We start from the raw sequence: 19351 nt of genomic DNA, 5'->3' as shown, positions 1-19351 counted from the left end.
AAGGGCGCGGACCGTCAGTCGGCGAGGACGCCGCGGCGGGCGAGCTCGGCCACCACGGCGTCACCCTCGCGGCGGACGTGGCGCTGGTGCACGGCGTCGAGCGCCGGCCGGTCCCCGCAGCGCAGCGCCGCGATGATCGCCTTGTGGTCCGCACAGGCCTGCTCGTCCGCCGCGGGCGGCACGGTGAACACCTCGTCGGAGAAGTTGCGGGACAGGTGCCGCAGCACCGCGCGCACCCGCTTGCTGCCCCCGGTGCGGTTGACGAGCTGGTGGAACTCGGCGTTGAGCGGGTGCGGGTCCTCCTGGCCGGCGACCATCCGGACGTGCAGCTCCTCGAGCTTCTCCAGCACCGGCTCGGTGATCCGGTCCGCCGCCCGGACGGCGGCGAGGGCCTGGATCATCCCGTACATCCGGTAGTGGTCCTCGACGTCCTCGGCGCGGATGGGCAGCACGAACATGCCCCGGTGGGGCTCGGAGGCCACCAGCCCGCTCTCCTCGAGCGTGATCAGCGCCTCGCGCACCGGCACGCGGCTGACGCCGAGCTCGGCCGCGATCGCATCCTGCGGGACCCGGGTGCCGGCCTTGAGCGTGCCGTCGAACACGAGGTTCTTGATGTGCTCGACGACCTGGGAGGACAGGCTCGCGCGACGCACCCGCCCGGCAGGCCGGGGAAGGGACAGGTCGGCCGTCATCGCCGCTCCTCGTGCAGGGGGATCCACTCAGGAAGCCGCCAGGATAATGGATAAGTTCTGCGCTTCCGGTCAGGCGGGGGCGCCCCGCCCGATCCCGTCGAGCGCCAGCACCCGGCCGCCCTTCGCCGCGGTGACCACGAGGACGTCGAGATCCGGGCCGGCGAAGCAGAGGTTCGTGGGGAAGGCCGGTTCGGCGAAGCGGATCGGCTCGAGCGCCGAGCCGTCGGGCGCGAGCACCGCGATCAGGTCCCGGTCGGGCACGGCGACCAGGATCCGCCCGTCGGCCGCGAGGGCCATCCCGTCGCCGCCGCCGGGCAGGGTGGCGAACACCTCGGTCGCGCCCCCGGTCACGGCCAGGACGGCACCCGTGCGCGTCTCCGCGACGAGGAGCACGTCGCCGACGAACAGCAGGCCGTTGGGGTAGTCGATGCCGTCGGCGATCAGCGTGGTCGTGCCGGTGCCCGGGTCATGGGCGTACACCTGGCCGGGGCCCTCGTCGTGCGGGCCGGGATCGGTGAACCAGATCCGCCCGTCCGGGCCCGCGACCAGGTCGTTCGGGGCGCGCAGGCCGCTCGTGGGCTCCTCGGTGACGGCGGTGCTCCCGAGCCGGCCCTCGATCCGCTGCAGGCCGGGCGCGACCCGCACGCCCGAGCGGGTGGGCATGGTCCGGCCCCCGCTCTGCGCCACCCAGATCCGGCCCGCGGCGTCCTCGGCCAGGCCGTTGGGCCCGCCGCCGGTCTCGATCGCGTCCAGCGCACCGCCGCCGTCGAGGTCGATCTCGCGGACCTGCCCGCGGGACACGCTGGTGACCAGCAACCGGCCGTCGGCGGTCCAGAGGGGGCCCTCGGTGAAGCCCAGCCGGGCTCCGAGCAGGCGCTGGTCTCCCACGGGTACCTCCTCGTCGCACTCTTCGCAGAAGATATACCTTATTCATCGCCCGGCCGACAGCACCGGACGACCGCGCCGGGACCGCCCGGACTGCGCGGCCGGGAGTAGGGACCCGCCCGGTCCGGTCCGGTCGTGAGTGGCGATGGTCGCCCTGGCGACCATCGCCACTCACGGGGTGGTCAGGCGCAGGGTTCCGTCGTCGGCGAGGTCGAGGAGGAGGCGGTCGCGGACCTCGCCGGAGAGGAGCAGGCGGGCGGCCTTGCGTTCGACCTCGCGCCCGATCAGGCGGCGCAGGGGCCGGGCACCGAAGTGGGGATCGTGGCCGCGTTCGGCGAGGCGGTCGAGGGCGGCGGGCGTGACCTCGAGGGTGATGCCTTGGGCCGCAAGGCGTTCCCGGGTGCCGGTGAGCAGCAGCTCGGTGATCTCCCGCAGGTGCTCGCGGCCGAGCGGATGGAAGAGCACGACGTCGTCGATCCGGTTGAGGAACTCCGGTCGCAGCCGGCGGCGGGCCAGCGCGAGCACGGACTCCTCGACCGCCTCGGTCGACCCGGCCGCGAGGATCTCCTCGGCGCCGAGGTTGCTGGTCATCACGAGCAGCGCGTGGCGGAAGTCGACGGTCCGGCCGCGCGCGTCGGTGAGCCGGCCGGCGTCGAGCACCTGCAGCAGCGTGGCGAGGACGTCCGGATGGGCCTTCTCGATCTCGTCGAGCAGCACGACGGTGTAGGGGTCGCGGCGGATCGGCTCGGTGAGCTGCCCGGCCTCCTCGTGCCCGACGTACCCCGGGGGCGCCCCGATCAGCCGGTTCACCGCGGACCGCTCGCCGTACTCCGAGAGGTCGAGGCGGACGAGCCGGTCGACGGAGCCGAACAGGGCGGCGGCGAGGGCGCGGGCCAGCTCGGTCTTGCCGACGCCGGTGGGCCCGAGGAACAGGAACGACCCGACCGGCCGGTCCGGGCCGGCGAGCCCCGCCCGCGCGCCGCGGACCGCGTCGGCCACCGCCTCGATCGCCGCGTCCTGCCCGACGACCCGCCGGTGCAGCACCGCCTCCAGGTCCAGCAGCCGCTGCCGCTCGGACACCGACAGGTCCGCCACCGGGATGCCGGTCCGCTGGGCGACGACCTCGGCGACGTCGTTGCCCGTGACCTGCGGCGTTCCCGGGCCGGGCGGCCCCTTCTCCAGCACCAGCCGCTCGAGCTCGCGGTCGAGCATCGCCACCCGCTCGTCGTCGCCGGCATCGGCGGCGACCTCGCGGGCGCGCACGAGCGCGTCGACCTGCCCGTCGGGAGCCTCGGGGACGGTGCCGCGCAGGGCGGCCCGGGCCGCGGCCCGGTCGACGAGGTCGAGCGCCTTGTCCGGCAGGAACCGGTCCCGCAGGTAGCGCACGGACAGTGCGACCGCGGCGTCGAGCGCCCCGTCCGTGATCCGGACGCGGTGGTGCTCCTCGTAGCGGGCGCGCAGGCCGCGCAGGATCCCCGCGGTGGCCTCCGGCGTCGGCTCGGGCACCCGGACGTACTCGAAGCGGCGGTCGAGCGCGGCGTCGCGCTCGAGATGGCGGCGCCGGTCCTCGGGGGTCGTGGCGCCGACGAGCTGCAGGTCGCCGCGGGCGAGCGCGGGCTTGAGGATCGCGCCGGCGTCCATCGCCTGGTCCTGGCTCGATCCGGCGCCGACGACCGTGTGGATCTCGTCGACGAACAGCACCACCGACCGTCCGGCCGCCACGACCTCGTCGACGACGGCACCGAGCCGCTCCTCGAAGTCCCCGCGGTAGCGGGTGCCCGCGACCATGCCCGCGAGGTCCACCGAGATCAGCCGGACGTCCCGGAGCGCCGCCGGCACGTCGCCCGCCGCGATCCGCGCGGCGAGGCCCTCGACGATCGCGGTCTTGCCGACGCCGGGCTCCCCCACCAGCACGGGATTGTTCTTGGTGCGCCGGGCCAGCACCTCGACGACCTGGTCGAGCTCGGCGTCGCGGCCGAGCACGGGATCGAGCCTGCCGGCGCGGGCGTCGGCGGTGAGGTCGTGGCCGAAGCGGTCGAGGACCTTCGTCGAGGTACGTGCCCCGGGTTCCTCCCCGGGCTCGTCCCCGGGCATGCCGAAGCCGGAGACGAGCCCCTTGAGCAGCTCCTCGAGCGGACCGAACGGCTCTTGCGCCATGCCTTCGTTGTACCCGCGTGCGAGAGTGATCGTCATGTCTGCGCCCACGCTCCTGCGCGCCGAGGAGCTGCCGGTCGGCACGCCGATCGAGCTGGGCGCCTACACGGTCACCCGGGACGAGATCGTGGAGTTCGCCCGCGCGTGGGACCCGCAGGACTTCCACGTCGACGAGGAGGTCGCGGCCGCGGGCCGGTTCGGCGGGCTGATCGCCAGCGGCATCCAGACGCTCGGGGTCTACCAGCGGCTCGCGGTGCTCGGGGCGTTGCGGCACTGGGACGTCGTCGCCGGCCGGACACTGCGCGAGATCCAGCTCCCGGCGCCGGTTCGGCCCGGGATGACGCTGCACGGTGTGCTGGTCGTCGAGGAGGTCGCGCCCACCCGTCCGGACATGGCCCTGGTGACCCAGCGCGGCACGCTCACGGCCGACGGGCGGCTGCGGATGGAGCTGGTCTGCGAGACGTATGTGCGGCGTCTGCACGCAGGGTGACGTCCCGATGCCACACGGCATCGTGTCCGGATCGAAACCGGATGAGTTGGACACCGTAAGGAAGGTGATCCTACCCTTACTGACGTGGTGAGCATCCGTCGGCCGATCCGCCGACTCCTCCAGTCCGTCGGCCTCGTGGCGGCCGGCGCCCTCGTCCTCGCTGCATGCGGATCGGGCTCCGGGTCCGGCTCCGGGAGCACCGCCCCGGCCTCCGCTGCGGCGGCCTCGGGCGCGTTCCCCGCGACCGTCACCCACAAGTTCGGGACGACGACGGTCCCGGCCGCCCCGCAGCGCGTGGTCTCCCTGGGCTACACCGACCAGGACGCGATCCTGGCGCTCGGCGTGGTCCCGGTCGCGATCCGCGAGTTCACCGGCAGCAAGCCCTCCGCCACCTGGGAATGGGCGCAGAGCAAGCTGAACGGGCAGAAGCCGCAGGTGCTGCCGATCGGTGAGATCGGCACCGAGACGATCGCCGCCCTGAGGCCGGACCTGATCATCGGCATCTCCGCGGGCCTGACCCAGGACCAGTACGCCACCTACTCGAAGATCGCCCCGACGATCGCGGCCCCGGCCGGCTTCGTCGACTACGGCACCCCGTGGCAGGACGCCACCAGGATCACCGGCCAGGCACTCGGCAGGACCGCCGAGGCCGCGAAGCTGGTCTCGGACCTCGAGGCGAAGATCGCCGCGGTGAAGCAGCAGTACCCGGCCCTGCAGGGCCGGACCGTCGCCGCGGTACGCCCGAGCACCACCAACGACGGCTACTTCGTGTGGAGCTCGCAGGACCTGCGCGGCCGGTTCCTCACCTCGATCGGCATGACGGTCCCGCAGGAGTTCGACCAGCTCGCCGGCCAGAACTTCTACGCGACGATCTCGAAGGAGGAGATCGGCAAGCTCAACCCGGTCGACTCCCTCGTGCTGATCACCGCCAGTGCCGCCGAGCGCCAGGCCATGGAGGCCTTCCCCGGCTGGTCGCAGCTGCAGCCGGTCACCGCGGGACACCTGCTCTCGCTCGACGACACCCAGTCGGCCGCGCTCTCCTTCTCCAGCGTGCTGAGCCTGCCGACCGTGCTCGACACCATCCCGAAGGACCTCGCGGCCAGGCTCGGCTGAGCCCGCGGCTCGTCGGGCGGCGTCGCTCACGACCGCGACAGGAGGGGCACAGCAGACCCACAGCGGGCGCCTGAACCCTCGCGGATGCACCCGATCCGCGAGGAGCCCCCATGTCCCAGCAGGACCCCCACCCGCCGGCGGCGCGCGACCGCGCCCGCCGGCGGGTTCGTGTCGTGACGGCTTCCGTCGCGGCAGCCGCGGTCGCGGGGACCGCGGGGATCGCCGGCCTGGTGGCCGCGACCCGGGCCGAGGCCTCGACCACCTCCACCGCCACGTCCTCCGACTCCTCGTCGCCGGACGCGAGCTCGTCCGGCTCGTCCGGGTCGTCGAGCTCGTCAGGGTCATCGAGCTCGTCGGGATCGTGGAGCCCGTCGGGCTCCGGGATGCACTCCGGCGGATCGTCGGGCGGCGCCGCCACCTCGGGCGGTTCGTGATGCCGCTCCTGGAGACCCTGCCGATCGGCCCGGACACCGCCCAGTGGCCGCTGTGGGGGACGACGGCCCGGCTCGTCGTCACCGATCCGGCGGTGCTGCCCGCGGCCCGCGCGGTCGTGGCGGAGCGGACCGCCGCCGTCGCCGCGGCCTGCAGCCGGTTCGCCGACTCGGAGCTCACGCGGCTGGTCGCGGGTCGCCCGACGCTGGTCAGCCCGCTGTTCGCCGAGCTCGTCGGGGCGGCCCTGGACGCCGCGGCGCACACCGGGGGCGCGGTCGATCCGACGTTGGGCAGCGAGCTCGCGGCGCTGGGCTACGACCGGGACCTGCTCGCGATCGCCCCGGTGAGCTCGGCGGCCGGCGGGATCCGGCTCGTCCCGCGGGCCCGGTGGGACGCGGTCCGGGTGGAGTGGACGGCCGACGGCCCCCTGCTCACCGTGCCGGCGGGCTGTCGCCTCGACCTGGGCGCGACCGCCAAGGCCTGGGCCGCGGACGCCTGCGCGACCGCGGTCGTCGCGACCTGCGGGGGTGGGGCGCTGGTCGCGCTCGGCGGGGACATCGCGACCGCCGGCGAGCCGCCCGCACCCGCCGACGGCGCGGGGTGGCCGGTCCTCGTCCAGGACGGGCCCGGTGAGCCCGCGCAGGTCGTCCGGCTCGACGCGGGCGGCGCGATCGCGACGTCCAGCACGATCTCCCGGACCTGGACGGGCGGGGGACGCACCCGTCACCACGTCCTGGACCCGGCCTCCGGCTTGCCCGCGGATCCGGTGTGGCGCACCGTCTCCGTGGTCGCGGCCCGCTGCCTGGACGCCAACACCGCGAGCACCGCCGCGATCGTCCACGGCGCCGCCGCGGTGCCCTGGCTGCGCGGGCTGGGGCTGCCGGCGCGGCTGGTGTCGCGGTCCGGCCGGGTCGTGACGACCGGCGGGTGGGCCGGGGCATGACCGACGCGCTCTGGTATGCCGGGCGGGGCTCCGGCCTGATCTCGCTCGTGCTGCTCAGCCTCGTGGTCGTGCTGGGCATCGCCACCCGCTCGGGCCGGCCGCTGCCCGGGCTCTCCCCGTACGTGGTGACCGCCGTGCACCGCAGCGCGGGCCTGCTGTCCGTGGTGTTCCTCCTGGTCCACGTCGTGACGCTGCTCTTCGACCCCTACGCCCAGCTCGACCTGATCGCGCTCGTGGTGCCGTTCACCGCCGCCAGCAGTCCGTTCTGGTACGGCCTCGGGGCCCTCGCGCTCGACCTGCTGGCGGCGGTGACCGTCACGAGCCTGCTGCGCACCCGGCTCGGGCCCCGCACCTGGCGTGGCGTGCACTACCTCGCCTACGCCTGCTGGCCGATCGCCGTGCTGCACGGCGTCGGCTCCGGCTCGGACACGACGACGGCGTGGTCCCTGACCGTGCTCGGGATCTGCGTCGCGGGGGTGCTGGGGGCGGTCGGCTGGCGGCTGTCCGAGCGGTTCGGGCAGGCCGACCGGCCCGCGGCGGGCCGCGCGCCCGGCCGGGGCGGCCGGTCCGCGACGACGCTGCCCGAACCGACCACCCGACCCGTGGAGCTGCGGCCATGACCGTCCTCGATCCGACGACCCGCCGCGCCGGCCTGCTCGACGCCGCCGAACCCGATCCCGACGCCCACCGCGGGCGGCACGGCCCGCTCCCGGAGATCGACCTGGTCACCGAGCTGCAACGGGCCGGGCTGACGGGCCGCGGCGGCGCGGCCTTCCCGGTCTGGCGCAAGCTCGCCGCGGTCTCGCCCCGGACCACCGGTTCGGCGGGCCCCTCGACCCGCTCGACCTTCGCGCGGCGCCGGGCAGCCGCCGCGACAGGGCCGGTGCTCGTGGCGAACGGCGCCGAGGGCGAGCCGCGCAGCGCCAAGGACCGCACCCTGCTCACCCACGGACCGCACCTGGTGCTCGACGGGCTGGAGGCCGCCGCCCGCGCGGTCGGCGCCCGGCGCTGCGTGCTGCTCGCCCATCCGGACGTCGTCGAGCGGGTGCGGCCCGCGGCGGCCGAGCGCGGGATCGCGGTCGTCGCCGGGGACGGCGGCTTCCTCGACGGCGAGGAGACCGCCGCCGTCGCCCGGATCGAGGGCCGGCCGCCGGTGCCCGCCGACAAGACCCGCCGGCTCGTGGAGCGCGGGATCGCCGTCCTGAACGTCGAGACGCTCGCCCACATCGGACTGGTCGCCCGCCGCGGGGCCGACTGGTTCCGCTCGGCCGGCACCGCGGACGAACCGGGGACGATGCTGGTCACGGGCCCCGGCGGGGTCGGCGAGGTGGAGCTGGGGACGCCGCTGCCGGAGGTCCTCGGCGAGGTGCGCGGGCCCGTCCTGGTGGGTGGCTTCCACGGCGCCTGGCTCGCACCCGGCGAGGTCCTGCGGGCCCGGCTGTCGCGGGAGTCGCTGCGGGAGTTCGGGGCCGCGCCGGGAGCAGGGGTGCTGCACGTGCCGGCACCCGGCCGCTGCGGACTGGTCGAGACGGCGGAGATCACCACGTTCCTCGCCGGTGCCTCGGCCCGGCAGTGCGGGCCCTGCCGCAACGGGCTGCCCGCGCTCGCGGACCTGCTGCACCGGCTCGCCGCGGGGCACCCGCACACCGCGCCCGAGATCGCCCGGATCTCCGCCCTGCTCACCGGCCGGGGCGCCTGCCACCATCCCGACGGCACGGTGCGGCTGGTCCGCTCGGCGCTGCGGGTCTTCGCCACGGACGTCGACGCCCACCTGCGGGGCGGCTGCCTCGCGACCGGGCAGAGCTCCCCGCCCCACGCAGAGGCACCCCGATGACGCACGCCGCCCACCCGAGCCCGCCGCCGTCGGAGGGCCTGCGCATCGACTGGACCCGGTGCACCGGCCGGGGGGTGTGCGCCGAGCTGCTGCCCGAGCTGCTCGACCGCGACGACTGGGGCTACCCGCTCCCCCGCGAGGACGGCGTGGCTCCGCGAGGGAGCAGCGCCGCCCCGGGCAGGGGCGGGGGGATCCCGGTCCCCCGGGCCCGCCGGCGCGACGCCCGCGAGGCCGTCCGTCTCTGCCCCCGGCTGGCCCTTCGGCTGGAACATTCCTGAGGGAGGAATGAGAACCCGCCGGACCGGGTACAGGCTGCCAGGCGGTCCGAGGAGGCGCGATGCTCGACGGTGCGGAGTGGCAGGCGTTGCGGGCGATCGAGCTCAACCTCGAGCGGGAGGACCCGGCCCTGGCCGAGGCCCTCACCCGGGGCGTGGCCCGCGCCCCCGCCCATCTCGACGACGCCGACGCCCGCATCGAGCTGCTGGGCGCGGCGCTGGTGATCCTGATCGGCGCGGTCGCCGCCGTCGCCGGCGCCGCCACGCTCACGGTCGGCCTGATGGTCGCCGCGGTGGTGGTGCTGGTCGCCGGCGTGATGTGGGCGCAGCGGGCCCGGCGCCTGCTCCGCGGCGACGGCTGAGCGTTCCGGTCGCGCCCGAGGCGACCACCGACGGACTACGCCCACCGACGGACTACGCCGCGCCGAGGGTGTCCAGCCGGGCGAGGCTCCGCTCGTCGAGCACCAGGTCGCCCGCGGCCAGGTTCTCGTCGAGGTGGGCGGGATCGGTCGTGCCCGCGATCAGCAGCGTGCCCTCGTAGCGGGCGAGCAGCCAGGCCAGGCCGACCTGCGCCGGGGTCGCGCCGAGCGTCGCGGCGACCTCCCGGACCACCGGGTCGTCCGCCACCTTGGGGTGTCCGGCGAAGGCGGAGCCGAGCGGGCAGAAGGGCACCCACGCGATCGCGTGCGCCCGGCAGAGGTCGAGGACCGGCTCGGCGGCGCGGTCGAGCACGCTGTGCGAGTTCTGCACGCAGGCGATCCCGGCCGGGAGTGCCCCCTCGAGCTGCGCGGCGTCCACATTGCTCAGTCCGATACCGCCGATCTTCCCGTTGTCGCGCAACGTGATCAGCTCGGCCAGCTGGTCGTCGAGCGGGACCTGCTGCTCCCCCGTCGCGATGATCCCGGGTGGCGCGTCGGCCCGCCGCACGTTCACCACGCCGAGCCGCTCCACACTCAGCGAGGCCAGGTTCGCCTCGACCTGCGCGCGGAGCTCGGCCGGGCGCTGCGCGGCGGCCAGCGTCCCCCCGGAGCGCACGGCTCCGACCTTGGTGGCCAGCAGCAGCTCGTCCGGATACGGCGCGAGCGTGTCCCTGATCAGGGCGTTGACGGCGCCGTCGCCGTAGAACTCGGCGGTGTCGATGTGCGTGACGCCGCGCTCGACCGCCCGCCGCAGCACCGCCACCGCCCGCTCCCGGGGCACCGGCCGGTGCCCCACCAGCTGCATCGCGCCGAAGCCGATCCGCGGGACGGCCCGCCCGGCCAGTGTGTACGTGTTCATTCGGAGCCTCCTCCGTTTCACCGTAACACGTATGCGGAGGAACCTCCGATTGAATCGGTCAGGTGAGGCGGCGGTGCCAGGCGATCGCGCCGGCGTCGGTCAACATCGCCACCTGGTCCACGACGACGCGGAGCCGGGCCCCGTCGTCGGCCGCGGCCCGCCAGTCCTCGGCCCGCACCGGATCGAGGCTCTCCGGGGCACCGGCCAGCAGGGCGGCGGCCAGCTCGGCGATCAGCTCGCGCTGGCGGGCCTGCATCCGCAGCCGTTCGGGATCGCTCATGACGTACCGCAGCGCGACCGCCTTGAGCAGGGCGACCTCGGCGGCCGCCTCGGCCGGGACGACGAGGTCGGCGGTGTAGCGCAGCACCGGGCCGTCGCCGCACTCGTCCAGGGTCGCGTCCGTGGCGGCGCGGACGAACCGGCCGACGAGCTCGCTGGTCAGCCGCTTGAGCGCCGCGTGCCCGGCGGCGGGGGCGGTGGCGACGTCGAAGCCGCGCACGGCGTCGACCACGGGCAGCCCGGCGAGGGTCACGGCGGCCTTCTCGCAGGCCTGCGGATCGGCGCCGAAGTGGGTGCTAGCCAGGATCGCCAGCACCGCGCGCTCCTCCGGGGAGCCGAGGGCGGCGAGGTCGATGCGGCCGGAGAGCACGCCGTCCTCGACGTCGTGCACGGAGTAGGCGACGTCGTCGGACCAGTCCATGACCTGCGCCTCGACCGCCCGGGCGTCCCCGCGCGCTCCCTCGCGGACCCAGGCGAACACCTCCGCGTCCTCGGCGTACGCGCCGAACTTGCGCAGCCCGCCCCGGCGCGTCCACGGGTACTTGCAGGAGGCGTCGAGCGTCGCGCGGGTGAGGTTCAGCCCGCCCGAGCCCTCCTTCGGCTCCAGCCGCGTGAGGATCCGCAGGGTCTGGGCGTTGCCCTCGAAGCCGCCGCAGGCCGCGGCGATCTCGTCGAGCGCGCGTTCGCCGTTGTGCCCGAACGGCGGATGGCCGATGTCGTGGGCGAGCCCGGCGGTGTCGACGACGTCCGGGTCGCAGCCGAGCTCCTCGGCCATCCCGCGGCCGATCTGGGCGACCTCCAGCGAGTGGGTCAACCGGGTGCGCGGGATGCCGCTGATGTCCGCGTCCTCACCCGGGCCCACGACCTGCGTCTTCCCCGCGAGCCGGCGCAGCGCGGCGGAGTGCAGCACGCGCGCGCGGTCCCGGGAGAACGCCGAGCGGCGCTCGCGGCGGTGGTGCTCGCCGAGCCCGGAACCCTTGGGCGGCTCCGGGAGCAGGCGCTCCCGGTCGTGGTCGGTGTAGCCGCTCATCCGAGGCCGGAGCTCTCGGTCTCCGCCGAGGCGTGGGTGAGCCGGTAGTAGAGCAGCGCGCCGGTCTCCCGGACGATGTAGCGGGCCTGCGTCTCGCGGGTCTGCACGATCGGGCCGCTGCGCGTCGGCGAGGTCCAGGCCTCGAGGCCCTCGTCGCGGGCCATGGTGCGGGCGCGCAGCGAGTGCCACGGGTCGGAGACGATCAGGGCCGACCCCCAGCCCGCCGCCCGGGCCGTGGCCGCGACCGCCTTGAGGCTGCCGAGCGTGTCCGAGCCCTCCGCGACCGTGGTGATCGCGGACGCCGGGACGCCGCCTCGCACCAGGTAGCGGGTGCCGGCCTCGGCCTCGGTGTACTCGTCGCCGACGCGGTTGCCGCCGACCGTGACGATCCGCGGGGCGAGGCCCTCCTTGTAGAGCGCGATCGCGTGCTTGAGGCGGGCGGCGAGGATCGGGCTGGGCTCGCCGTCGTACTGCGCGGCGCCCAGGACGACCACGGCGTCGACCGGGCGGTCGCCGTCGACCCGGGCGGTCTGCCACACCCGGAACATGGTGCCGCCGAGGATCACCGCGCCGATCAGCAGCGTGCCGAGCAGGAGCCGCCAGAACCAGTTCAGGCGCCGGTGCGCGACCGCGGCGAACCGGACGGTCGTCGGCTCGGAGCCGGACGCGGCCTGCCGGATCGGGGCGGTGCTCACCCCCCGATCTTCCCGCCCGACGCGTCCAACGCCACGCCGACGCGCCCGGAGCGGGCCGCGATGACCTCCGCGACGATCGAGACGGCCGTCTCCGCCGGGGTGCGGGCGCCCAGGTCCAGCCCGACCGGCCCGTGGATCGTGGCCAGCTGCTCCTCGGTGACGCCGGCGGCCAGCAGCCGCTCGCGGCGGGCGGACTGGGTGCGGCGCGAACCGAGGGCGCCGAGGAACCCGCGGCCGTGGGCGAGGCCCGCGAGCAGCATGGCGTCGAAGCGGGGGGCGTGGTCCAGGAGCACGACGACGTCCGCGTCCGTGAACGCGGCCACCGCGGCCCGTGCCTCGTCGATGTCGGTGACGGCGCGGCCGGACCAGCCGAGCAGCGCGGCCTGCGCGAGCAGGGCCTCGCCGATCGCGCCCTGGCCCACGACCAGCACCGACGGCACCGGCACCCACAGGTCGAGCAGGATCTCGGTGTCTCCCAGGGTCCGCCGCTCGGTCACGGTGGCGCCGCGGCGGAGGAGGGAGCGGGCGGCATCGACCGCTTCGGGATCCGGGGTGCCGTGGACCGTCTCCAGCTCGGCGCCGGTGAGCACCACCGGCGCCCCGCCGTCGATCCGCGAGATCAGCGCGGCGGGCCGGGCCGCCTCGAGGGCCTCCCCCAGTGCGGCGGCGAGCCCCGCCGGCAGCGGATGCCCGAGCAGCGTGGCACCACCGGCACAGGCGAGGCCCGCGGCCAACGCGTTCACCTCGGTGACGTGCGCGTCCTTCGTCTGCGCCCGGTCCGCGGCGGCCCCGGCGAGCGGGAGGGCGGAGTCGTCGAGCGCGCCGAGATAGAGCACCCCGGCGGTCTCCCCCGCGGCCGTCCCGGCGAGCAGCTGCCCGGACTCGACGGTGCCGAACCCGTGCCGGTCGAGAACCCGCACGACCCCGACGGACGAGACCCCGCCCGCGGCCCACCGCCGCAACGCGGCCCCCAGCTCACGACGGGGATCAGAACCAGTGGCGACGCTCACCCGCCCAGGCTACCCACGCCCCCACCCGGTCTCCCCCGCCCCGCCGGGCAAGCGCGGGAGGTGGGGTTACAGCCAGCCGTTGTGGTCGGCGGTGCGGACCGCTTCGGCCCGCGTGCGGGAGTCCGTCTTGCCGATGGCGGCGGAGAGGTGGTTGCGGACCGTGCCCTCGGAGAGGTGGAGGCGTCTCGCGATGTCGGAGACCGTGGCGCCGTCCGCGGCGGCGAGGAGGACGTCGCGTTCGCGGGCGGTCAGCGGGCTCGCGCCCGACGAGAGGGACTCGGCGGCCAGCGCCGGGTCGACCACCCGGAGGCCCTGGTGGACGCGGCGGACCGCGTCGGCGAGCTGCTCGGGCGGGGAGTCCTTGACCACGAACCCCGAGGCCCCGGCCCGCATCGCGCGCGCGAGGTAGCCGGGCCGGCCGAACGTCGTCAGGATGACGATCCGGCAGGTCGGGAGCAGGGTGTGCAGCTCGGCGGCCGCGGCGATGCCGTCCGGGATCTCCCCACCGGGCATCTGCACGTCGAGCAGCGCGACGTCCGGTTTCGCCCGCCCGGCCTCGGCGAGCACCTCGTCGCCGTTGCCCGCCTGGGCGACGACCTCGATGTCCCCCTCCAGCCCCAGCATCGCGGCGATGGCGCCGCGGATCATCGCCTGGTCGTCCGCCAGCAGGACGCGGATCATGCCTTCTCCGCCCAGACCGAGACACCGTGGGGACGGGGGCGCGTGGTCTCGAGGACCGCCGCGAGCCGGTACCCGCCGTCGTCGCGCGGGCCCGTCTCGAGCCACCCGCCGATCGCCGCGACGCGTTCGGCCAGGCCGGACTGCCCGTTGCCGGCGGGGGTCGTCGTGGGCGCGCCCACCCCGTCGTCCACGATCTCCAGGGAGGCGGGCCCCATCCGGACGGTGCAGTGGCCGGCGCCGCTGTGCCGGATCACGTTGGTCACGCCCTCGCGCAGGACGTAGGCGAAGACCTGTTGCCGGTCCTCGGCGACGTCGTCGACGGCGACGGGCAGGTCGGCCTCGATCCCGGCCGCGCGCAACGCCTCCCGCGCCCCGGCGATCTCGTGCGCGAGGGAGGCGACGCGGTTCGCCGAGACGGTCGACCGGACGTCGGCCAGTGCCTGCCGGCCCAGCCGCTCGACGTCCGCGACCTCGACCGCGGCCCGCTCGGCGTCGCCCTTCTCCAGCAGCCGCCGCGCCAGCGCGGTCTTCACGGTGATCGTGGTGAGGCTGTGCCCGAGGACGTCGTGCAGGTCGCGGGCGATGCGCTCCCGCTCCTGGGTCACGGCCATCCGCGCCAGCTCCTCCCGGGCCTCCCGCAGCTGCGTGTTGGCGCGGATGAGGCCGAACATCCCGATCATGGCGACGGTCATCGCGACCAGGCCGATGACGTCGCCGAACTCGAGACCCCCGCCCGTCAGGTAGCCGACGCCGACCGCGTAGCCCAGGGCCGCGACCGCGGCCACGGCCCCGATCTCCTTGCGCAGCAACGCGATCAGCGACACGACCACGAAGCTGATCGTGTAGAGCACGCCCGTGCCGCCGTGCAGCCCGAAGGACATCGCCGTCCAGAGCAGGACCATCGCGACGAGCACACCGGCCCGCCACGGCGCCGTCTCGCGGACCATGGCCTCGAACAGCCCGAACACGTAGGTCGCGGCGTAGGCGAGCACGACGAGCGCGATCAGGACCCGCATCGGGACGCCGTGGCTGCTGTCGGTGAGGCCGGCGATCAACCAGGGCACGAGCACGAGCGACCAGCCGCCCGACATGACGTACCACTTCCGCCGGCTCAGGCGGGTGGGATCGAGCGGCGCTCCGGTCATGTCGGAGACGATAGGCCCGGCCATTGCGTCACGCACCGGTCTCGGGGACGCCTGTTCGGTCCGCATGCTGCTCTCACACCCGGAGGGAGTCGCGGCGGTAGCGCCACACGGCCAGCCCACCGGCCGCCGCCAGCCAGATCACGCAGACCAGGATCCCCTGCAGCGCAGGGGCATCACCGGCCACGGCCGCCCGGGCCGTGTCCGCGATCCAGTAGCTCGGCAGCAGCCGGGCGATCGTCGCCATCGCCGACGGCAGCAGGAACGCCGGGATGAACAGGCCCCCGAGCAGCGAGAACAGCAACATCGTCACCGTCGCCATGCCCTGCGCGGAGTCCGCCGTGGCCATCTGGCCGATGAACAGGCCGATCGCGGCGAAGGGCAGCACCCCGATCCAGGCCGCGACGAAGACCCGCAGCCACTCCAGGGCCGTCAGGTCGACGTGCTTGAACAGGCCGGCGACGAGGAACACCAGCACCAGCGCGGGCAGCGCCACCAGCATCGCGACGGCCGCCTTGACCACGAGATAGGCCCAGCCCGGCAGCGGGGTCAGCCGCAACTGGCGGTTCCAGCCGGCCTGCCGCTCGACGGCCACCCGGCCCCCCGTGCTGACCGACGCGGAGATCGCGCCGAACGCGGCCATCGAGACCATCAGGTAGACGGTCGTCGCGGCGCCGTCGGGGGTGTCCCCCTGGCCGTAGAGGCCCGAGAAGATCAGGAAGTAGACGACCGGGAAGCCGACCGTGAAGATCAGGAACCGGGGCGAGCGGAGGATCCGCCGGACCTCGGCCGCCAGCAGGACGCCCATCAGTTGTCCTCTCCGGTGAGCTGCACGAAGGCGTCCTCGAGCCCGTGCGCGGTCACCTCGATGTCGTGCGCGGTCTCGTGCTTGAGCAGCAGCGCCCGCAGCGCCGTGTCGGAGTCGTCGCAGGTCAGCAGGCTTCGCCGGCCCTGACGGGCCACCGCCGTCACGCCGGGGAGGGTGGCGAGCTCGCTGTCGATCTCCCGGTCGTCAGCCCCCGGGACGGCAGGGATGACAGCGCTCACCACCCTCCCGGCCGCGAGCGCCCGGACCTCGGCCACGCTGCCGTCCGCCACCACGCGCCCCGCGCGCAGCAGCACCACCCGGTCGGCGAACTCCTCCGCCTCGGCCAGGTAGTGGGTCGCGAAGAGTACGGTGCGGCCGTACTCGCGCATGGCCGCCCAGAACTCGCGGCGGGCGCCGACGTCCATCGCCGCGGTCGGCTCGTCGAGCACCAACAGCTCGGGATCGCCCACGAGGGCGACCGCGAATCGGACCCGCTGCTTCTGCCCGCCGGACAGTCGCCCGTAGCGCTGACCTGCGTACCCGGTGATGCCGGCCCGCTCGATCGCGGGCCGGGCCGGCTTCTTGAACAGCGCGGCGGTGAGCTTCACGAGCTCGCCCGCGGTCGCGTCGTCCGGGAAACCGCCGGACTGCAGCATCGCCCCGACGGAGCCCCCGGCCACCGCCTCCCGGGGGCTCCGCCCGAACAGCCTCACCTCGCCCTCGTCGGGGCGGGTCAGGCCGAGCAGGGCGTCGATCGTCGTCGACTTGCCGGCCCCGTTCGGGCCCAGCAGCGCGACGACCTCCCCGCGCCCGATCTCCAGATCGACCCCGTCCACGGCCCGGATCGCGCCGTACGCCTTGACCAGCCCGCGGATCGCGACGGGCGTGCTCTCGTCCATGCGTCCCACGGTGCCGGGCGGGCGGCGGGAGTCCCCGGATCGGGCGTCACGAGCCGACCGTGACGGATGTCAGGGAACCCGTGCGGCATGATCTGCGTTGGCACAAACGAATCGGACCAACCAGACTCCCGGAGCCATGGACCCCTCCTGTAGTACCGGCACCGCCCCCGGGCGGACATCGTGACCCTTCTCGGCATCCTGCTGGGCGTGCTCGTCGTCGTGGCCATCACGGCCCTGACCGGCTTCTTCGTCGCCCAGGAATTCGCGTACATGGCCGTGGACCGCTCCCGGCTCAAGGCCCGTGCGGCCGAGGGGGACGCCGGCGCCGAGCGCGCCCTGGGCGTCACCCGCCGCACCTCCTTCATGCTCTCCGGCGCACAGCTGGGCATCACCGTCACCGGCCTGCTGGTCGGGTACGTGGCCGAGCCGCTGATCGGCTCCGGGGTCGGCACGCTGCTCGGCGGCGCCGGCTGGGCCGTCGCGCTCGGCACGGTCTTCGCGCTGCTGCTCTCCACCGTCGTGCAGATGGTGTTCGGCGAGCTGTTCCCCAAGAACCTGGCGATCGCCAGGCCGGAGCCCGTCGCCCGCCGCCTCGCCGTGCCCACCACGCTCTACCTGGGCGTCTTCGGCTGGCTGATCGCGGTGTTCGACGCCGCGTCGAACCTGCTGCTCAAGATCCTGCGGATCGAGCCGGTGCACGACGTGGAGCACGCCGCCACCCCGCGCGACCTCGAGGCGATCATCGACGAGTCCCGCGACAGCGGCGACCTGCGCCCCGACCTCTCCACGATGCTCGACCGCGTCCTCGACTTCCACGACCGGCCCGCCCGCGCCGCGATGATCCCGCGCCCACGGGTGACCTCCGTCCGCGGCGACCTCCGGATCGCCGAGCTGGCGGACGTCATGGCCGCCGGGCACTCGCGCTACCCCGTGCTCGACGAGACGGGCGAGGAGGTCGTGGGCGTGATCTGCCTGCGGGACCTGCTCGCGCTCACCGGTGATCCCGCCTCGCTGCGGGTCGCCGACGTCATGCGGACCGCCGTGCTCGTGCCGGCGTCGCTGCCGCTGCCCGCGGTCGTCACCGCGCTGCGCGAGGCGGCCGACGAGTTCGCCTGCGTCCTCGACGAGTACGGCGGCCTGGCCGGCGTGATCACCCTCGAGGACATCGCCGAGGAGCTGGTCGGGGAGATCACCGACGAGCACGACCCCGCCTCCGCGGACCGCACGGTCGACGCGGTGGACGGCTGGACCGTGCCGGGCACCATGCACGTCGACGAGGTGGGCCGGCTCCTCGACGCCGACCTGCCCGAGGGCGACTACCAGACCGTCGGCGGGCTGGTGATCGCGGAGCTGCAGCGGCTGCCCGTCGCGGGCGACACGATCGCGGTCGTGCTGCCGGGCGGGCCGGACTCCGACGAGCCGGACCGGACGCTGCAGATCGAGGTGGCGGAGGTGGAACGGCGGGTGCCGTCGTCGGTGCGGGTGCGGCTGGTCCCGCTCGGCGCCACGTCCTCGCCCGCCGCTGTGCCCTCGCCTGCTGTGCCCGCGCCTGCCGCGAACTCGCGTGCGGTGCCCGCGCCGGACGTGCCCGCGCCGGACGTGCCCTCGTCGGCCCGCGAGGAGGTGACCCGATGAGCACGTGGTCGATCGTGGTGTCGGTCGCGCTCGTGGTGCTGTCGGCGTTCTTCGTCGCCGTCGAGTTCGCGCTGGTCGCGGCCCGACGCTACCGCCTCGAGGAACAGGCCGAGCACTCGCTGTCCGCCCGCGCCGCCCTGCGCAGCGCCAAGGACATCTCGCTGCTCCTGGCCGGGTCCCAGCTCGGCATCACGCTGTGCACGCTCGGCCTCGGCGCCGTCGCGAAGCCCGCGGTCGACGCGGCGCTGGAACCGGTCCTCACCGGCTGGGGGCTGCCCGCCGCCACGGCCGGCGTCCTCGCCTTCGTGCTGTCGCTGGTGATCGTCACCTTCGTGCATCTCGTCGTGGGCGAGATGGCCCCGAAGTCGTGGGCCATCGCGCACCCGGAACGCTCGGCGACCCTGCTGGCGCTTCCCATGCGCGCCTTCATGTTCCTCACCCGGCCGCTCCTCGTGGGGCTCAACGGACTGGCCAACTGGTGCCTGCACCGGGTCGGGGTCGAGCCCGTCGACGAGATGGCGGCCGGGCGCAACCCGGACGACCTGCGCCAGCTCGTGGACCACTCGGCGCGGGCCGGGGCGCTCGACGAGGACCGGCAGGCCCAGCTCGTCACGGCGCTGGAGCTGGACCGGGCCCCCATCCGCTCGCTCGTCCATCCGGACCCGATCGGGGTGGCGGCGTCCGACCTGGTCGAGCGGGTCCGCGAGGTCGCCCGCGAGAGCGGCCACCTGCGGCTCGTCGTCCGAGAGGGCGACGGGGTCGTGGGCTTCGTCCACGTCCGGGACACCCTGGGCCGGCCGGAGTCGACGACCGCCCGGGAGCTCATGCGGGAGATCCTCCGATTCCCGGCCGACACCCCCGTCTACCAGGCGTTGGGCACGATGCGGGAGACCCGGGGCCAGCTGGCCCTCGTCGCCGACGGCACCACCCTCCTGGGAGTGGTCACGATGCAGGACGTGGTGGACCGCCTCCTCCCCGCCTGACCCCGTGAGTGGCGATAGTCGCCAGAGCGACTATCGCCACTCACGAGGGTGGGCCGCTCACCCGGCCCGGGGCGGTCGCCGGGCCTACCGACC

21 protein-coding genes are annotated in these 19351 nt (G+C 75.0%); 10 read left to right on the top strand and 11 right to left on the bottom strand.

All coding sequences use genetic code 11. The features are described 5' to 3' along the window. Positions 1 to 14 precede the first annotated feature (14 nt). The 3 genes from ABD324_RS15355 to ABD324_RS15345 form a co-directional block, all read right to left on the bottom strand. A complete protein-coding gene (locus ABD324_RS15355; RefSeq protein WP_344417032.1) occupies positions 15 to 692 on the bottom strand; it encodes a GntR family transcriptional regulator in 678 nt (225 codons plus the stop codon). A 69-nt stretch (positions 693 to 761) separates the two neighbouring features. Continuing rightward, complete coding sequence (locus ABD324_RS15350; protein ID WP_344417030.1) at positions 762 to 1580, bottom strand: SMP-30/gluconolactonase/LRE family protein; 819 nt, start codon at positions 1578 to 1580, stop codon at positions 762 to 764. Positions 1581 to 1748: 168 nt separating this feature from the next. Further along, positions 1749 to 3770, bottom strand: a complete 2022-nt coding sequence (locus ABD324_RS15345) for an ATP-dependent Clp protease ATP-binding subunit (RefSeq protein WP_344417028.1) — start codon at positions 3768 to 3770, stop codon at positions 1749 to 1751. Between ABD324_RS15345 and ABD324_RS15340 the strand changes: the two genes are divergently transcribed. From ABD324_RS15340 to ABD324_RS15305, 8 genes are all read left to right on the top strand, one after another. Further along, positions 3769 to 4221, top strand: coding sequence for a MaoC/PaaZ C-terminal domain-containing protein (locus ABD324_RS15340; RefSeq protein WP_344417026.1), 453 nt, complete (start codon positions 3769 to 3771; stop codon positions 4219 to 4221). The two genes, ABD324_RS15345 and ABD324_RS15340, sit on opposite strands and share 2 nt — an antisense overlap. A gap of 84 nt (positions 4222 to 4305) precedes the next feature. Next, on the top strand, positions 4306 to 5334 hold the full coding sequence (locus ABD324_RS15335; RefSeq protein ID WP_344417024.1) for an iron-siderophore ABC transporter substrate-binding protein: 1029 nt from the start codon (positions 4306 to 4308) through the stop codon (positions 5332 to 5334). A 110-nt stretch (positions 5335 to 5444) separates the two neighbouring features. After that, positions 5445 to 5768, top strand: coding sequence for a hypothetical protein (locus tag ABD324_RS15330; RefSeq protein ID WP_344417022.1), 324 nt, complete (start codon positions 5445 to 5447; stop codon positions 5766 to 5768). Next, the gene (locus ABD324_RS15325; protein ID WP_344417021.1) at positions 5768 to 6709 is read left to right on the top strand and encodes an FAD:protein FMN transferase; all 942 of its coding nucleotides are present in this window, start codon (positions 5768 to 5770) and stop codon (positions 6707 to 6709) included. Before ABD324_RS15330 ends, ABD324_RS15325 begins: the two co-directional genes overlap by 1 nt. After that, a complete protein-coding gene (locus ABD324_RS15320) occupies positions 6706 to 7329 on the top strand; it encodes a ferric reductase-like transmembrane domain-containing protein (RefSeq protein WP_344417019.1) in 624 nt (207 codons plus the stop codon). Before ABD324_RS15325 ends, ABD324_RS15320 begins: the two co-directional genes overlap by 4 nt. Beyond that, positions 7326 to 8543 (top strand): NADH-ubiquinone oxidoreductase-F iron-sulfur binding region domain-containing protein, encoded by a 1218-nt coding sequence (locus ABD324_RS15315; protein WP_344417017.1) that lies wholly within the window; start codon positions 7326 to 7328, stop codon positions 8541 to 8543. Before ABD324_RS15320 ends, ABD324_RS15315 begins: the two co-directional genes overlap by 4 nt. After that, positions 8540 to 8821, top strand: a complete 282-nt coding sequence (locus ABD324_RS15310) for a ferredoxin (protein ID WP_344417015.1) — start codon at positions 8540 to 8542, stop codon at positions 8819 to 8821. Before ABD324_RS15315 ends, ABD324_RS15310 begins: the two co-directional genes overlap by 4 nt. A 59-nt stretch (positions 8822 to 8880) precedes the next feature. Then, complete coding sequence (locus tag ABD324_RS15305) at positions 8881 to 9180, top strand: DUF3040 domain-containing protein (RefSeq protein WP_344417013.1); 300 nt, start codon at positions 8881 to 8883, stop codon at positions 9178 to 9180. A gap of 52 nt (positions 9181 to 9232) precedes the next feature. On the opposite strand, the gene ABD324_RS15300 is transcribed toward ABD324_RS15305, so the two are convergent. The 8 genes from ABD324_RS15300 to ABD324_RS15265 all read right to left on the bottom strand — a co-directional run bounded on the left by ABD324_RS15300 (position 9233) and on the right by ABD324_RS15265 (position 16640). After that, on the bottom strand, positions 9233 to 10096 hold the full coding sequence (locus tag ABD324_RS15300) for an aldo/keto reductase (protein WP_344417011.1): 864 nt from the start codon (positions 10094 to 10096) through the stop codon (positions 9233 to 9235). Positions 10097 to 10154: 58 nt separating this feature from the next. Further along, the gene (locus tag ABD324_RS15295) at positions 10155 to 11405 is read right to left on the bottom strand and encodes a deoxyguanosinetriphosphate triphosphohydrolase (protein ID WP_344417008.1); all 1251 of its coding nucleotides are present in this window, start codon (positions 11403 to 11405) and stop codon (positions 10155 to 10157) included. Continuing rightward, positions 11402 to 12019 (bottom strand): YdcF family protein, encoded by a 618-nt coding sequence (locus tag ABD324_RS15290; RefSeq protein ID WP_344417260.1) that lies wholly within the window; start codon positions 12017 to 12019, stop codon positions 11402 to 11404. The genes ABD324_RS15295 and ABD324_RS15290 overlap by 4 nt, the downstream gene beginning before the upstream one ends. Positions 12020 to 12096: 77 nt before the next feature. Beyond that, positions 12097 to 13110 carry an XdhC family protein gene (locus tag ABD324_RS15285; RefSeq protein WP_344417006.1) on the bottom strand — a complete coding sequence of 338 codons (1014 nt, stop codon included), beginning with the start codon at positions 13108 to 13110 and terminating at the stop codon, positions 12097 to 12099. Positions 13111 to 13176: 66 nt separating this feature from the next. Beyond that, entirely contained in the window at positions 13177 to 13791 is a 615-nt protein-coding gene (locus tag ABD324_RS15280; protein WP_344417004.1) for a response regulator transcription factor, read from the bottom strand. Beyond that, positions 13788 to 14936 carry a sensor histidine kinase gene (locus ABD324_RS15275; RefSeq protein WP_344417002.1) on the bottom strand — a complete coding sequence of 383 codons (1149 nt, stop codon included), beginning with the start codon at positions 14934 to 14936 and terminating at the stop codon, positions 13788 to 13790. The genes ABD324_RS15280 and ABD324_RS15275 overlap by 4 nt, the downstream gene beginning before the upstream one ends. Positions 14937 to 15009: 73 nt before the next feature. After that, complete coding sequence (locus ABD324_RS15270; protein WP_344417000.1) at positions 15010 to 15741, bottom strand: ABC transporter permease; 732 nt, start codon at positions 15739 to 15741, stop codon at positions 15010 to 15012. Then, entirely contained in the window at positions 15741 to 16640 is a 900-nt protein-coding gene (locus ABD324_RS15265) for an ABC transporter ATP-binding protein (RefSeq protein WP_344416997.1), read from the bottom strand. Before ABD324_RS15265 ends, ABD324_RS15270 begins: the two co-directional genes overlap by 1 nt. Positions 16641 to 16820: 180 nt before the next feature. On the opposite strand from ABD324_RS15265, the gene ABD324_RS15260 reads away from it, so the two are divergent. Continuing rightward, on the top strand, positions 16821 to 18275 hold the full coding sequence (locus tag ABD324_RS15260; RefSeq protein WP_344416995.1) for a hemolysin family protein: 1455 nt from the start codon (positions 16821 to 16823) through the stop codon (positions 18273 to 18275). Continuing rightward, the gene (locus ABD324_RS15255) at positions 18272 to 19258 is read left to right on the top strand and encodes a hemolysin family protein (protein WP_344416993.1); all 987 of its coding nucleotides are present in this window, start codon (positions 18272 to 18274) and stop codon (positions 19256 to 19258) included. Before ABD324_RS15260 ends, ABD324_RS15255 begins: the two co-directional genes overlap by 4 nt. Positions 19259 to 19351: the final 93 nt, after the last annotated feature.

The organism is Pseudonocardia ailaonensis (assembly GCF_039531635.1).
In the GTDB taxonomy this organism is placed as follows: Bacteria; Actinomycetota; Actinomycetes; order Mycobacteriales; family Pseudonocardiaceae; genus Pseudonocardia; species Pseudonocardia ailaonensis.
The sequence above is the reverse complement of the archived record's forward strand: the minus strand, read 5'-3'. Positions and strand labels throughout refer to the sequence as shown.

Coding starts and splice junctions, on each gene's coding strand:
- ABD324_RS15345 (WP_344417028.1), bottom strand. CDS start 3,770: ATGACGATCACTCTCGCACGCGGGTACAACGAAGGCATGGCGCAAGAG.
- ABD324_RS15280 (WP_344417004.1), bottom strand. CDS start 13,791: ATGATCCGCGTCCTGCTGGCGGACGACCAGGCGATGATCCGCGGCGCC.
- ABD324_RS15300 (WP_344417011.1), bottom strand. CDS start 10,096: ATGAACACGTACACACTGGCCGGGCGGGCCGTCCCGCGGATCGGCTTC.
- ABD324_RS15295 (WP_344417008.1), bottom strand. CDS start 11,405: ATGAGCGGCTACACCGACCACGACCGGGAGCGCCTGCTCCCGGAGCCG.
- ABD324_RS15270 (WP_344417000.1), bottom strand. CDS start 15,741: ATGGGCGTCCTGCTGGCGGCCGAGGTCCGGCGGATCCTCCGCTCGCCC.
- ABD324_RS15330 (WP_344417022.1), top strand. CDS start 5,445: ATGTCCCAGCAGGACCCCCACCCGCCGGCGGCGCGCGACCGCGCCCGC.
- ABD324_RS15355 (WP_344417032.1), bottom strand. CDS start 692: ATGACGGCCGACCTGTCCCTTCCCCGGCCTGCCGGGCGGGTGCGTCGC.
- ABD324_RS15255 (WP_344416993.1), top strand. CDS start 18,272: ATGAGCACGTGGTCGATCGTGGTGTCGGTCGCGCTCGTGGTGCTGTCG.
- ABD324_RS15315 (WP_344417017.1), top strand. CDS start 7,326: ATGACCGTCCTCGATCCGACGACCCGCCGCGCCGGCCTGCTCGACGCC.
- ABD324_RS15275 (WP_344417002.1), bottom strand. CDS start 14,936: ATGACCGGAGCGCCGCTCGATCCCACCCGCCTGAGCCGGCGGAAGTGG.
- ABD324_RS15320 (WP_344417019.1), top strand. CDS start 6,706: ATGACCGACGCGCTCTGGTATGCCGGGCGGGGCTCCGGCCTGATCTCG.
- ABD324_RS15305 (WP_344417013.1), top strand. CDS start 8,881: ATGCTCGACGGTGCGGAGTGGCAGGCGTTGCGGGCGATCGAGCTCAAC.
- ABD324_RS15325 (WP_344417021.1), top strand. CDS start 5,768: ATGCCGCTCCTGGAGACCCTGCCGATCGGCCCGGACACCGCCCAGTGG.
- ABD324_RS15310 (WP_344417015.1), top strand. CDS start 8,540: ATGACGCACGCCGCCCACCCGAGCCCGCCGCCGTCGGAGGGCCTGCGC.
- ABD324_RS15265 (WP_344416997.1), bottom strand. CDS start 16,640: ATGGACGAGAGCACGCCCGTCGCGATCCGCGGGCTGGTCAAGGCGTAC.
- ABD324_RS15340 (WP_344417026.1), top strand. CDS start 3,769: ATGTCTGCGCCCACGCTCCTGCGCGCCGAGGAGCTGCCGGTCGGCACG.